Source organism: Janthinobacterium sp. 64 (genome assembly GCF_002813325.1).
In the GTDB taxonomy this organism is placed as follows: Bacteria; Pseudomonadota; Gammaproteobacteria; order Burkholderiales; family Burkholderiaceae_D; genus Janthinobacterium.
The window spans coordinates 1-13,116 of record NZ_PHUG01000002.1 but is presented as its reverse complement, the minus strand read 5'-3'; the positions used below and the strand labels follow the sequence as shown (position 1 = coordinate 13,116).

Below are 13,116 nucleotides of genomic sequence, written 5' to 3'. Positions count from 1 at the left end.
GCCCGGTGCGTGTCGTGCCATCAAGCCTTCACGACAAACCGCTGCGCCCTATCGCAAACCACCTAACAAAAACGCCTGTGCCAGTTGAGGCGTGGCAGGAAGACGACGGCCACGGCTTGAAGTTTCACCAGGTGCGTCTAAAATGAGCATGCTTTTTGTGGGAATCGTTCTCACATTGCTCTTGTGTTCGCCAATCGCTGGCAACACAAGATCTTGCAAAATAGGTCTATCTTGCAGGCGTAGCGGTCGTTACCCGCCACCATACATGTCGGCTCACGCCGACGACGTGTTGTTCAACGTCATATCCAACGTACGGTATTTTTCTCCGCACGCATTTCGCTCTCCCATCTGGAGAACGACAGCAATGGTGCGATGCCGTTGCCATCCAAGGCCCAACTTTCGAGTTCCGGGCCTTCTTTTATCCGCGCGCGGTATAAGCAAAAATACCTGCGTTTTCATGCTTAGTCGGGGACCAGCGTACCCGATACAGGGCACAGCTGTCTCCACGCATTTCTGGAGGCTTCTCATGTCCACACCACTTTTCTTTTCTTCCAGCTCTTTTCACTGTCTGCTTGTCGGTGGCAAGTGCAGGAAAAGTCCATGGCTGCAACCTAGCACAGCCTGTCTCTTGCTGGACGTCAGCGCTATCGCCAGTGGCGGGGAGACATCGACGACACCCGGCTCTATCGCAGTGAATCGGAGAAACAGGCGATTCCCTATATGGCGCCCCCGGTAAAGGTCGCGGAAATGGCGCCGTTCTGTGTCCTGACCTCGTTTTTTTTTCGGGAACGTCGTGGTTCCCGCCTGGGATCTGCCGTTCCCATTTTTCATTAAGGGGAACATCATGTCCAATAAGGCATACCGTGGCAATACCCAGCAAAGCGATCGCGATGACCAACCGTCAGGGCGTGATACTTGGCAATTGCCAAACGATGAACAGTCAAAAACGGTGCATCGTCCTACCTCGACATATCCACATCGCCCTGCCAAACGGAAAGTAACAGCTTTGGAAGAGTGCGAGCAGCGGGCATGGATCAGCTTTTACCGCAACATTGGTGATCCAATCGTGGCGGCGGAAGTACTCCGTCTACTCGACAGCAATGGCGAGATCAGATCAGACCATCTCGGTCTGTATCTTCAAGCGAAACGATCGATTCGCATGCATAAGCAACGTCAACTGCGTGCGGAACATCTTGCGGCTGCCCTGCGTTTCTGTGGGCGTATGCTGTTCATCTTGCCGCTTACCGCGCTGTACAGTCTGACGCGACGTTTTGTCGGGCTCATCGGCAGCGTCCTGGTTGCGTGCGCACAGCAGCGTATCACTGAGCCAGCTGCCGAACGCCTGCGCGATGTGGCGCGGAAAGGGAAACCTGCCAAGCCAGCTGGAACGGATGGTGCCACTTCTCCGGACGACGCCAAGGCGACCAGTGCTCACCCAGCTGGCAGATAGCCGGGACGAGTTAGCATGACTTGCAAATGCTTGCGACGGTATCGTCGATCAGCCGATGAAACTTCCGCGAGTCGGGTGATGTGCCCCAGTAATATTGTTTGCAGCGTTCGACATAGACGTCGAGATCGTCGATGCTTTTCACCCCCTCAGGCTGAATCAAAGTCAGGTGTGTCAAGCGTTCGACGTCTCTCGACGTCAATCGAATAGAGTTTCCCAGTCTTAGCATAAGAATCCTGATCCTCCATGCATATGCGCGCAACGTAGCGACCGCTGACAAGGCAATGCCAATACGGAAGCACCGCTCATCATAGATACGGTCAGACCGCAATTCAAGCCTCCGTAGGTCATTGGAGGTACTTTTGGCTGTTCTTCTACATAGAGGATCGCGCTAAGTAAATTGAGGTCGCTTATGTTCATCCATAGGGTGCGTCCTGCGTATGCGTCGGCCTGTTCAGGCCGCGTCAATTTTGTTACGCCTTTTGTACGAAATGCCTATACCCCTGCCGGGAAAACCGTTCCCGAGTGGGACACCGTTTTCCCTTTCTTGAATCCATTTTGGGAGAATGTGATGACCTCTCTACATCTCATGTCGCGCGAAGAACTCGCGCGTGAACTCGTCGCTGCGCCAAAAGCCCGCAGAAACACAGCAACAACAGATGCCACCTCGACGCCAAATTGTTTGAGGACACCTGCATATGATCAAAAGGTGCGGCGCAAATTGGATCTCGCAAGGGAAATCCTCCTCCGAGATCTGGCTGAGCCATTGAGACGTACCTGGAGTTTGACGTCGCCAAAAACAGTGCGCGAATGGCTCACAATCCGCTACTGCGGCGTTGAGCGGGAGATTTTCCTGGCTCTCTATCTGGATGTCAAAATGCGTCTAATCGATACGGAGGACCTGTCGGCAGGCACACTAACAACCACAAGCGTCTATCCGCGCGAACTGGTCAAATCGGCACTCCGCCACAACGCCTGCTTCATCCTTTTTGCACACAATCATCCATCTGGCTGCCCCGATCCCAGTGATGCCGATGTGAACTTGACGCGAACGCTTCGCAAAGCGATGGCGCTGATCGATATTGAGGTGCTCGACCACGTCATTGTCGGCTCCGGTGATTTTTTTTCGTTTGCTGAGAAAGGTCTGTTGTAGGAGGGTGAGGTGCCTGGAAGTGCATTCGGGATCGCAATACCCAAGATCCTGCCATGGATCGACATGAACGCCTCGATTTTCGTCTTTTCAAAGGAGAAAGCCATGCGTAGCTTCTTTACCCGGGTCAGTTATGTCCTGGCCAAGACCCACCGGCTGTTCAACCTAACCACAGCACGCCATGCAATGGATGCTGCGGCCGCTCATGCCGAAGCTGATGGCATGGTCGATGCGGTACGCGGCCACATGCAGCCGCCGGTCATGTTGCTCGGAGCGCCTGCACTATGTCATGCCTGGCTGGATGGCCATCATTTTGCGCGATGGTTGCGTGAATGCATGGCCATGGATACCGGCCTCCACGGAGTTCAGCTGCTGGCAGATAGGGGCCTGTTTCCCGGCCCCGAACGCAGAACTCACGACGGCAATTCCAGTCATCTTTTGGAAGAACAACAAACGCCGTCTGGCACATGATCTGACGACTGAATGACTACCTCACGCCGGTATCTTGCCGGCATCCAGCCTGACCTGGACTGCCTCCTGCTAAGGAGGATATGTGTCCCGGTCAGGCGGGCCACGTTTTTTCAATGGAGGCATTGAAAATGCGTTTTACGTTCAATAAGAAAGCCCAACAAACCGCCCTGCAGGCACTCAAACATCTGGAAACCGGATCGTTCGCCAGCGCCGTCCTGGGCGCATTTAGCGCCAGTCCTCGTACCACCGCCTTGGTCGCCCTTGGCTTGTTTGTCGTTTGCCGTGTCTGTACGACCATTATCGTCGGCATCGAAGACACGGAGAAAAAAATAGAACAAGGATCCAGGCCAATGCCAGAACAGCCCGGCAGCCGCAGCGAAGAAAATACAACCGATTAGGCTTGCCGCCACGCGCAAATGAACTACACTTTCGTCACAGAGAAAGAACTGGAGGAATAGCATGTCATTCGCCAACATAATTATATCGGTCGACATTGCTGCTGCGGTGGCGGCAGTGGCTATGACCTGGCACTACGTTCGACAGACGAAGAAACAACGCAATGTGAAAACATCATAGCCCGACCGCCCCTACAGAATCGCCGACGTGTTTGTCGGCGATATTTTCAACGATCGTTTTCTGCACGGCTCCGCTCATAGGTCATCAAGGCAGCTAGTTTTGCGGCCATCTCCCATCGATTACACCAAGCCAATCACCGCCTCGATCTGATCTTTCAACCCTTCCGGGTGATTCGTATGACGCCTCAGCTCGTCATACACGCGTGCACGGCCACGCGGGTTGATATGCCAGCCACTACCCCACTTTTTAGCGGCGTAGCTCTCAAAGTCGCTTCGAGCAATCCCCATCTCACCCAGCAACATCCACATTGCGCCCAGGTCGGTAGGTTCTACGCTCCCCTCCCCGGCCCCTGCATTCGACGCGCCACTATTGTGTACCTTCGCGCCGCCATCGTCATCTGCTGCTATGTGGGCGGCGGAATCGGGCAGTTCGCCAGGCTCATCGCCAGCGACGCTAGCCGGCTCAAACTCGACAGGACCCGTACCATTCAACAGCGTTGCCGATGGATCCGTCAGGCGCAATGGCTCCCCATTGCACTGATTCGTCAGCAGCATGGCGACATCAATGGGGGCCTGGAGCTCGATGATCCAGTGAGCGGCTTTCACAGGACGTCCATCATCACCAATACGCGACACCTCGCGCAACATCTTCGTGATGTAGAAAGTAGATCGATTTGAATCCAGATATCCTCCAATTTTCCCTCCGCGCAGACAGGACACTGCTTCCAACCGCTCAATGGCACGACTCATTGCATAGATGCTGTTGGTCGCCAGTTCAAAGGCATCAATCGATTGAACGCCAGGAACGTAAAACACAAAACGCCCGGAGAGATTGCATTGCCGAGCCTGGAATTGCGGACAGCATTCAGGATCACAAATGCCGTGATTGTCGGGCCGCAGTTGCTTTGCTCGTCCGCCGAAGGTACGGATGATCCGCTTGCTGCCCGCCGCTACTTTGGCCGGCGCGAACATCATGCAATGCCGTGTCCGGCCGTCGGCGGAATACTCGCTCCAGTACCGCTTCTCGTTGGCACTCCATGTCGCCAGCTCATGCGGCATGATCAGCTGCCATATGTCGGTTGGAAAAATAACCGGGAATCGGTACAGACGCCGCCCTTCACCACGGTCCTCCCCGTACAAATGCATGATCTGTTCGGGTATGTCACGATTGGGAAAGTCTTCTGGACGGACAGTAAACCAGGGAACATTTTTCGGTATCAAGGGTTTCTTAATCTGAGGAAACTGCTCAAGTATCCGATGTGAGATTCTCTGAAACGAGATGTTCTGCGCCACACCCTGCTCATAAATGGCAACAATATCCCGGTGCTTCGCCGCATCGGGTGTCAGAATCTGGATGCCGGCATGAATTTTCCCAGCGGTAGGGATACGTTTTACGCGGTGCCCCAGCACGGTGACGGGAGCAGCTTGGGCATTACGCAACGCTATTTCGCCATGGTTCATATTCCACTCCTTTACGGTTGCACGAGTTGGTATGTGCTTCCATGGTCGCCTGTACAGCATCCAAGTCAACCCTGGTCTTTCACACGGCGCGGCAATAGACATATAGGGAAATGAACCAGCGTAGGAGCCTGGATCGGGTTAGTTGGCGGACAAGGCATCTATCTATCCACACACTTGCGGATGTGGACACGACGCAGAGATCCTCTTCCAAATAACATTTTCTGGCTCATTGGTTAGCAATACCAACTCAAATACCCCGTCAAAACGGCAGTTTATTGGTCAACAACATGCCTGGAAATGGACCAACATGGGGCTACGCAGTGGCAAACGAGTGAGGGGAAGATGATGAATCCGACAAACGGCAACGTCAGCGTGATCCGTCAGGATCACGGAGAGATGAATCAAAAATTGCTGCAACGCCAGGCGCTGGCGTCACTCGCCCCGGTCGAGTCAGCCGGTCGCATCGTCAAAATGAGCCTTTCCAGCCCAGAGGGAAAGCGTCTGTTCCTCCGTTATTTTGATATTACGCAGCTCCACATGCACTACATCTCCAAAATTGCGCGCCTTTCTTTACCGGATGCCGATATCGAACAGGTTGAAAAGCAAGTACTTGAGCTTGTCGAGGAGAAAATAGACAGCATCGACAAGGAAATGGTCAGGGTAGAGCAGGAACTTCACAAGAACAACATCGATTCCCTGGCAACCTATGTGATTGAACCGCTCACGCTTGAGGTACGTATGCTTGGAAAGATTGGTCGCCGACTACTCGAGCTCATTGCCAAAGTCGATCAGTTGATGCCCATGCTGGAAACGTTGGCCATTGATGAACTCATCTCAGAAAGCCAGCTCAGTATCAAGAAGAACCTTTTTAAAAGAATGGTGCGTAGCGTTGGCGGCATCGTCCGTACGCTCAAGATTGGCCTGCAGAAGAAAAGTGCGGCGCTTGCCAATATAGACAAAACCGCTGCAGATAAAAAAAATGGAACTGACCAGATCGGCCATCCCGCAGCCAATGCATTGAGTTCTGATGATTCGGTTGCAAGCGATACGATTGTCGATGAAAATCCGTCAACCGACGCAAAGGTCATGACGATGCAATCGGGGGATGCACACAATTCCGATACCACTGCGGCCGGAGAACCAGTCAGCACGGCCGCGTCCAATACGGCACACATACCGGGGTCTACACACGGCCACAGTCGCCGAGACCATGTCGATATGTCCTAAATGGAGCCCCTTTCTTGCTATGGGATGCGAGTTGCTATGAAGTTATCACGCGATCCTGTTGCAACATGGAAACTCCTTGAAAATCGCCAGTGCAAACAGCGAACACCATTGGCGCAGTATGCCTGGTATCAGAGCCCCGGCGATAAACAGCATTAGGCAACCACTGATTTATTCATTAAACGCCGTTCCTTGCGGCGGACCTACCAGATGCAATAACTGCATCCTGACTGTTCGCCATCAATCATGCAAAAGGGCTTTTCTGACCTTGAATACGCCGCCAAGAAGAAGCCGACGCGGCGCGACCGCTTCCTGGCCAAGATCGACAGCGTGACGCCGCGGGGCAGGCTGCACAAACTGATCGAGCCGTTCTATCCGACGGACTAAGGCGCCGGGCGACCGCCGATCGGGCTGGAGCGCATGCTGCGCATGAACATCGCCCAGCAGTACTTTCGCACTCGTCTTAAACCTGTTCCACGCTAAATATCACCATAAATCGAACAGTGATAAGTAGGATTATCACGGAAGGGCAGGCGCATCCGATACGTTGTTTTACGTTCTACAGCGGCTTGCCGAGCGCCTGGCGGGTATGGTGGTCCTCAATCTGGTGCTCGTCCACTCCGCCTTCGGTGACGGGCGCCCTCCTCTACCCTGGCCATCCACCGCCGGCACCCCCCGCGCTATCGTCCACGCCAAGGCAGCTGCACGGCATGCCGGCACTCCCGCCTGGTGTGACAGCCTGCCGCAGGTGCCAGGTCCACCCCCACTTCCCTGCCGCTGATCGAACCAACGGTGTCACTCCATTTTTTGCTTGAACAAGGTACCGACGGCGACCGCCTGGCCGCCATCCACGCCGGCCAGCGCCTGCAGCCGTGCCGCGTCGGCCATCGGGCATTTGACCGGCATGGCCTTCACGCCGTGAGTCAGCAGCCAAATGGTGCGGGTGACCCCGTCGGTGAACGAGAGGACTGGGTGCTCGGTGACGTCGACGCGCGCCAGCACCTTCCACAGCAACCAGCGACGCCACACCGGCGTTTCCAAGCGTCGCAGCTCACAGCTGACGGTGGCCAGCGGCACCGGGTTGGCACGGCCCTCCGCAAAATGCCGGCCAGGCCAAGGGAACTTGCGGTCCAGCGGCCAAGTCGCGGGGCTTTGGTGCGCCACCTCCGGATGGCTGCTGCCCGACCGGCGCCATAGCTGCAGGAACCGCTCGGGGTCGACCTCCATGACCGCCCATTCTTCGCCGTCAGAACCAGGATCCTGCTCGCACATATAGACCGTGTCGCTGCCGGTGCGCACGGCGAACAGCGCGCACTGGAAGTAGTGAATAGGGTGTACACCAGCGAAGGTGCGCAGCGCCGTCATGGTGAACAGCCATTGCCGGCGCTGGCGGGCCGCTTGTCGCCGCGCGCCAGTTCCGAGGTGGACGGGCTGCAGTTCCGTTCAGCCGGCTTGCCAGTGATGAACTGCTTGCCGAAGGCTGGCGCGTGATCGTTGGCGGCTACGGCACGGAATTTACCGGGCTCGCACCAGAATGCCACTCTGACGCCTTGCTGAGCGGCGAACAGCTGCTGGGCCTGAGCACAGTTCTGGCGGTTATATGTAGCGGCTCGCGTTTGAAGCGGGCCCTGCTCGCATTCCATGCGTTTCCCGGCTCAGATTAAGTGCAAATGACGAGCGACTGGTGCTCACGCTATCTGCAAGTATGCTCGCAATCCATGGCGCCGGCTTGCATTCAAGGGCAACGTGCTCGCGCTAACTGCAAATGAAATTGGGGTTCAAGGTGCAACGGAACGTAAAACCGGGTTAAGGGCGGGCCTGTCAGATTGAGGTCATAGACGTCGACGCGATAGCGTCATGAAATGCCTGAATCGACACTAAAGTGGGTCAGTATCTTGAGTAGTAGCCAAGACTATGTTGACAACATCGTTTTCTGAACTGCTGAAATCGACAATCCAAGCTGACGTGGGATTGTCCACGCAGCTCGCGTTTTGTTGGTCTGTCCATTCAAGTTGTACTGCGGCGTGAAGCCAGAGGAGCCGGCGTAAAAAGTCTAACGCTTTCTTAATAGTCTGTGGCCCCTTACGGTACTCGCCCCGCTGGATTTCAACTTGCGCTATAAAGTTTTCTCCAAGAGGATTCGGCGCATGCATGAAGGTCGAGCACACCCCGTATAGCTCGATTAATTTACTGTGATTTACGACAGTTTTCGCGCGATCGAAATTGATCGTGCCGGTGCCAGTCGACGAGTGAGCGCCAAGGGGTATCGGCAGCATGTGTGGGCTGAGCTTCACAAGCCTAGACAGAATCTCTTTTGCATTCCAATCCCTCGTCGGATCTGGTTCCGGAGCCTTGGATGTTTTCGGCTCCGTTGCTCTGAAATGCCGATAACGATGCTCTTCCCGGACCATTGCACCAAACGTTATTAGCTCGATGACTTTTCGAATTTGCAGAAAACAAAATTCACAATCTAGCGAAGGTAGACCCGTCAGTGGAGCGCTCGCCGTCGAGACTCGTTCTGCTGCCAATATCCGAAGCTTGGCCTCCGTCATCTGGACATGGTAAACGTCATGGGCTTTGGTGGGCATCACTGTTTCCTAGTGGGACATCCAAGAAGGGCTGGACCTGGTCAATCGACAGCCAGTCGGCAGGCGCATGGTAAGTAAAATCCTAACACGCGTGTGTATCTAAACCAAAACTAACCCGGTTCTCCGTTCCGTTGCACCTGGAACCCCAAACTCGGCACAGCTCCCTGATCGATTCTACAAGCCACAGAACACGCCTCCGCGTGTACAGTTCTGCTGCGCGGGCCTGATTCCGAGTTTTTACACGGCCTGGGCCGGTTGCAGTCCTTTGTGGCTTCCGCCCTGAAGCGGCCATTTGAGATTGCCTCCTTCTACTGCAAAAGGGACTCTTGATAGCAATCAATTAATGGATACCCTGCGGCAGACCGGTTGCATTTCGAGTTTTGTTATCTGCCAACGGTTTTCGTCCTGGCTCTCGAAATCCAGTTTATAGTCGAAATTGCTATCTACGGATACAAGGATGACGATTACTTCTCGATCTGGACTAGATGCGGCCTGCCGAAGCTTGGCCCCGATATCGCTGATAATGCGGAAGATGTCTCTTCCGTCGGACAGTGAATCAAACAATGTTACGCCATCAGGCGTTTCATACGAACCGATTACTTTCCACGTGTTCGAAACCGGCATTTCAAAGCGAATGAAGGCACGGGACCAGGGTGCTTGCTTCGATTGCATTTTCCTAATTAACGTTGAGCTGTCGTGTCATTTTACGCTCACACTCGCACCGGTACCTCAACACGGGCTGCAATGTCCTGATGCTGCCAGTTGGAGGCAGCAAGAAGGCGGCGCCCTTCTTCATAAACAAGTGAATTGTCATCGAGCGCACGCAACGTTACGATGATCACCGCGCGCATTGGCTGCGTCAACGGCGGCTCGAACGCCCTCCGCAGTAAGGTCGCCTGCAGTGCCCATGTGTCGCCTGCAACACCCTTCGAAAAAGCGCGTCGATACGTCTTAACGGGGGACCATTTTCCGCCATGCTCCACCTGAGCTTCTTCGAAACCCGTCGTGCCAAGCTCCCCCTCTACTGGCACGCACCCGTGAAATGCCCATCCACCGTTGGCCTTTGGCGACAAGCGCCCAAAGCCGACATCAATATTAAAGCGCACATATTCCGCGCCTTTGGACGCGTCGACTGGTGGCGAATAAACCGCTGTGATGATGACCTCGGCCTTCAACTTGCCATTCTGCAGGAGCGAGGGTGGGATTGGAAAAGGGGCTTTGCGCCACTTCATCGAGTCGACGATGTCCAGTTCGAAAAGCAGCGAGAAGCTGGCGTCCGTATCGTATAGCACGGCAGTGGGATCACCGGGTATGCCGGCCCCATAGTAACGGCGGGTTAAGGCATCGCGTTCTGGTGAACCCAACTGCGCACTGTGAATCATCAAGGCCTTGATCAAGGCTGGATATGGGGCCAATGGATGCGCGCGTCCTGGTCCGCTTAACGCGGACCAGGTACGCGCTGCCAGCCCGGCCGCAATTGGCGACGCAAAACTGGTGCCGCAATCTGCGCTCGCGTGCCCCGCCGCCCTTAGTACGTTGATGCCAATGCCGGCGGCCTGCAGGTCCATGTCGGCATTACCACCCACATGCACCAAGTCGGGCTTAGGTGTGAACACAGGACCTGGGCCGCGGCGGGAGTATGGCGCCGGCTCATCAATGCGCACCAGACTTGTGGGGCTATCGAGATGAGTAACGGCACCGACCGTCAACGCGCGCACCGAATCACCAGGCGTTGAAATACGGTCCGCAAGTGGTTGAGCCGGTGCTGGCCAACTACGACGTGGCAGCTGCACATAGTTTCCCGCAGCCACAATAAACAATACGCCATGCATGTCTGAGAGCGCATCGAGTTCGCGGCCGAATTCGGAAAACTCGTCATCGTTGATCGAGTTGCCTCCCAGTGAGAGGTTCCAGACTTTGATGTTTGGGTATTTGGGAATTGCCTCGCGCAAGCGGATGATCAAATCCGCTTGCTGCGCGCCAGCGCTCCCCGACTCCAGAGCGCACACATCGTGAATCAGGCATCCACCGGCGATAGGGAAATGGCCATGCTGGCTGTTTAGCCCACGGCTATCGACCACGAGCGAGGCCACCGCTGTGCCATGCACGTAATCCGTATCGGGCGGAAGGATGTAGACGTCGCGGCTTGCCACCCAGGGATGCAAATGCGCACTGGCGGGATTCACACCAGAATCGAATACCGCCACGATCGGCACGTTAGGACCGGCCGGAATCGGGCCAGCCGAGAATGTCGGGCCGGGCGAGGCGGGCATCACTGCCGCCGTTGGGAGAATGCGGGGCTCTGGACGGGCATGGCGCACACCTTGGAAACGCACAATTGCCGCGAAGGCTTCATCAGTCATTGTCCCGTTCAAGGCCAGCAGGTAAAGCGGCGGCCCTACGCGCTGTGGCAAGCGCAACGGCTCCAGTCTATATTGGCGCAAGAGCTCTTCAAAATGGTCGACCACACGGCTCGTGGTCACTGGCGAGGCATGCGTAAAAAGCCGAACCATGAGCCGGGTGGCTTGCTGGCGGAACGTTGCGAGAACCTGTGTCAGCTGCTGCTCGCGCACATCTCGCGGCAGGCGCCGCGCCACGCTCCATGCCTCGAAGCCATCGACGGCGGATAGATTCGCACGCACGGCCTTGGTATTGCGCTGCGAGATCACATGGTTGAGCTGGTCGATTGAGACCGGATTGACCGCAACAAGCATTTCGTTGATCTCACCGTGCCCTGCCGGTGGGATGTCCGCTTCGTGAATCAATGTCAAGGGGCGATGGCTCTTCGCCACCGCCATGTCACGCATCCGCACGACCATTACGCCGGGGATATCCGGGTATACCCCAGCTTCAGCGGCGATAATATTCGCCGCAGCCATCATCGAGCGCGACAGCGTCTGACGTAATTCTGTAGTGACCGGTACCAGTTCCTTTCCACCGCCCCCGGCCGGTGGGTCCATGCCCATCAAATCGCGCCGCTCATAGGACACGTGCGCAATCGGGTTGCTAGGGTTGGGCTTTCCTCTTCCGGGTCGGTTTGCCTGCGTTGCCATGGTCGTCTTGGAGGTAGTGGTTTATTTGTCTAGTAGATACATTGTATAAGCGAGCAAGTTCCCTAAGGGAAAAAATTTTTGTATCCCAGTTCCGTAACCAGCGTATCTCGTCGCTCAACGTGGCCAAGGCGTGACCATCGGCCAAGGCCAACGATAACGACAAGCGCCTGAACAGCTCCTCCTCATCTATATGGGCGCTGCCAGCAAAAACAGCATGCCGCTTGGTATCGAGGCTGACCTGCTCTATCAATGCGCCAGACGCACCTGCGGACTTTGTAGATAACAACTGCCAGTCCAACGCCTCCGGTGCGAACTCGCCAAGCATGTTTTGCCACATTTGGTGTCGCAATGCGGTGTCGGGCAACGGAAGGGGCAGCTGGAAGGGGAACCGGCGCCATACGGCTGGGTCAAGCATCTTTTCGTGATTGGAGGCCGCTAACAGCACGGTATTATCCGAAAGCGCGTCGATGTTCTGTAACAATGCGATAACGACACGCTGGAGTTCACCGATATCCCGCTCATTGCCACGGGCCGACGCCAAGGCATCGAATTCGTCGAGAAAGAGGACGCAAGGACGTTGCTCGATGTAATCGAAAATACGACGAAGATTCTTACTTGTCTGGCCCAGCAAGCTGCTGATTAAGGTGTCGCAACGCGCCGTCAGCAGCGGAAGTCCTAGTTCGCTGGCAATCCAGCGCGCCGCCTGCGTCTTGCCCGTACCGGGCGCCCCATAAAGCAGCATGCGCAGCGGCATGGCCGCACGCGCCTCACGCAAGCGGTCATAGTGGCGCACACTTTGCAGGAATTCTTCGACGCGTTTGGCCGTTCCTCCAGGTAGAAAAAGATGCACGCTTCCTTTGGCGGGTGTGCTGATATCGAGAGTGTCCAAACGACTTTCGCTGTCCACTGGCAACCCCCCCGCCATCCCGCCGGCATCTTGAGCGTAAGCAACGGCTGCAGGCGCGCGCGCCAGGCGTTCCCGGATTCGCCTGGCAATTTCGCGCTCGCCTTCTTGCTCCAACTTGTCCGCCAGCAGACCGGCGTAGTTGGAAGACATACTAGCGTTGGACCGCAGCGCGCCGTCGAGAATTTTTAATACTTCAGAAAGATGCGGAAAAGACATTTTATGACAAAATTTAGCATGAGT

General features: G+C 55.7%; 12 protein-coding genes and 1 pseudogene. 6 read left to right on the top strand and 7 right to left on the bottom strand.

Features of this window, described 5'->3' with window-relative positions; genetic code table 11:
• The first annotated feature begins 844 nt into the window (after positions 1-844).
• From CLU91_RS26585 to CLU91_RS28050, 4 genes are all read left to right on the top strand, one after another.
• Positions 845-1,450 carry a hypothetical protein gene (locus CLU91_RS26585; protein ID WP_157814826.1) on the top strand — a complete coding sequence of 202 codons (606 nt, stop codon included), beginning with the start codon at positions 845-847 and terminating at the stop codon, positions 1,448-1,450.
• A gap of 568 nt (positions 1,451-2,018) precedes the next feature.
• Complete coding sequence (locus CLU91_RS26575; protein WP_232730962.1) at positions 2,019-2,600, top strand: JAB domain-containing protein; 582 nt, start codon at positions 2,019-2,021, stop codon at positions 2,598-2,600.
• A gap of 63 nt (positions 2,601-2,663) precedes the next feature.
• Entirely contained in the window at positions 2,664-3,068 is a 405-nt protein-coding gene (locus tag CLU91_RS26570) for a hypothetical protein (protein WP_157814825.1), read from the top strand.
• Positions 3,069-3,196: 128 nt separating this feature from the next.
• Complete coding sequence (locus CLU91_RS28050) at positions 3,197-3,466, top strand: hypothetical protein (RefSeq protein ID WP_157814824.1); 270 nt, start codon at positions 3,197-3,199, stop codon at positions 3,464-3,466.
• A gap of 297 nt (positions 3,467-3,763) precedes the next feature.
• Here the strand turns inward: CLU91_RS28050 and CLU91_RS26560 are convergent, their stop codons facing one another.
• On the bottom strand, positions 3,764-5,104 hold the full coding sequence (locus tag CLU91_RS26560; RefSeq protein ID WP_100876946.1) for a recombination directionality factor: 1,341 nt from the start codon (positions 5,102-5,104) through the stop codon (positions 3,764-3,766).
• 342 nt (positions 5,105-5,446) lie between these two features.
• Between CLU91_RS26560 and CLU91_RS26555 the strand changes: the two genes are divergently transcribed.
• Together CLU91_RS26555 and CLU91_RS26550 are read left to right on the top strand one after the other, a co-directional pair.
• On the top strand, positions 5,447-6,331 hold the full coding sequence (locus CLU91_RS26555) for an AcaB family transcriptional regulator (RefSeq protein WP_157814823.1): 885 nt from the start codon (positions 5,447-5,449) through the stop codon (positions 6,329-6,331).
• Between the two features lie 243 nt (positions 6,332-6,574).
• Positions 6,575-6,781, top strand: a pseudogene (locus CLU91_RS26550) (IS5/IS1182 family transposase); the annotation flags it as partial.
• A gap of 342 nt (positions 6,782-7,123) precedes the next feature.
• On the opposite strand, the gene CLU91_RS26545 reads toward CLU91_RS26550, so the two are convergent.
• The 6 genes from CLU91_RS26545 to iteA form a co-directional block, all read right to left on the bottom strand.
• Entirely contained in the window at positions 7,124-7,693 is a 570-nt protein-coding gene (locus CLU91_RS26545) for a plasmid fertility inhibition factor family protein (RefSeq protein WP_100876944.1), read from the bottom strand.
• Positions 7,690-7,869 (bottom strand): hypothetical protein, encoded by a 180-nt coding sequence (locus CLU91_RS28045; protein ID WP_157814822.1) that lies wholly within the window; start codon positions 7,867-7,869, stop codon positions 7,690-7,692. The genes CLU91_RS26545 and CLU91_RS28045 overlap by 4 nt, the downstream gene beginning before the upstream one ends.
• A 336-nt stretch (positions 7,870-8,205) precedes the next feature.
• Positions 8,206-8,916 carry a hypothetical protein gene (locus CLU91_RS26540; protein ID WP_100876943.1) on the bottom strand — a complete coding sequence of 237 codons (711 nt, stop codon included), beginning with the start codon at positions 8,914-8,916 and terminating at the stop codon, positions 8,206-8,208.
• Positions 8,917-9,252: 336 nt separating this feature from the next.
• A complete protein-coding gene (locus CLU91_RS26535) occupies positions 9,253-9,588 on the bottom strand; it encodes a hypothetical protein (protein WP_100876942.1) in 336 nt (111 codons plus the stop codon).
• A 38-nt stretch (positions 9,589-9,626) separates the two neighbouring features.
• Positions 9,627-11,969 carry a S8 family anti-phage peptidase IteS gene (gene iteS / locus CLU91_RS26530; protein WP_100876941.1) on the bottom strand — a complete coding sequence of 781 codons (2,343 nt, stop codon included), beginning with the start codon at positions 11,967-11,969 and terminating at the stop codon, positions 9,627-9,629.
• Positions 11,923-13,116: anti-phage ATPase IteA (gene iteA / locus CLU91_RS26525; RefSeq protein WP_332870906.1), on the bottom strand; the 1,194-nt coding region annotated here is incomplete at its 5' end. The genes iteA and iteS, both read right to left, overlap by 47 nt.

What these genes read in the sequence shown, in the direction of transcription:
- CLU91_RS28050 (WP_157814824.1), top strand. Translation starts at nt 3,197, where the DNA reads ATGCGTTTTACGTTCAATAAGAAAGCCCAACAAACCGCCCTGCAGGCA.
- CLU91_RS26570 (WP_157814825.1), top strand. Translation starts at nt 2,664, where the DNA reads ATGAACGCCTCGATTTTCGTCTTTTCAAAGGAGAAAGCCATGCGTAGC.
- CLU91_RS26545 (WP_100876944.1), bottom strand. Translation starts at nt 7,693, where the DNA reads ATGACGGCGCTGCGCACCTTCGCTGGTGTACACCCTATTCACTACTTC.
- CLU91_RS26560 (WP_100876946.1), bottom strand. Translation starts at nt 5,104, where the DNA reads ATGAACCATGGCGAAATAGCGTTGCGTAATGCCCAAGCTGCTCCCGTC.
- CLU91_RS26555 (WP_157814823.1), top strand. Translation starts at nt 5,447, where the DNA reads ATGATGAATCCGACAAACGGCAACGTCAGCGTGATCCGTCAGGATCAC.
- CLU91_RS26540 (WP_100876943.1), bottom strand. Translation starts at nt 8,916, where the DNA reads ATGCCCACCAAAGCCCATGACGTTTACCATGTCCAGATGACGGAGGCC.
- CLU91_RS26575 (WP_232730962.1), top strand. Translation starts at nt 2,019, where the DNA reads ATGACCTCTCTACATCTCATGTCGCGCGAAGAACTCGCGCGTGAACTC.
- CLU91_RS26585 (WP_157814826.1), top strand. Translation starts at nt 845, where the DNA reads ATGTCCAATAAGGCATACCGTGGCAATACCCAGCAAAGCGATCGCGAT.
- CLU91_RS26535 (WP_100876942.1), bottom strand. Translation starts at nt 9,588, where the DNA reads ATGCAATCGAAGCAAGCACCCTGGTCCCGTGCCTTCATTCGCTTTGAA.
- iteS (WP_100876941.1), bottom strand. Translation starts at nt 11,969, where the DNA reads ATGGCAACGCAGGCAAACCGACCCGGAAGAGGAAAGCCCAACCCTAGC.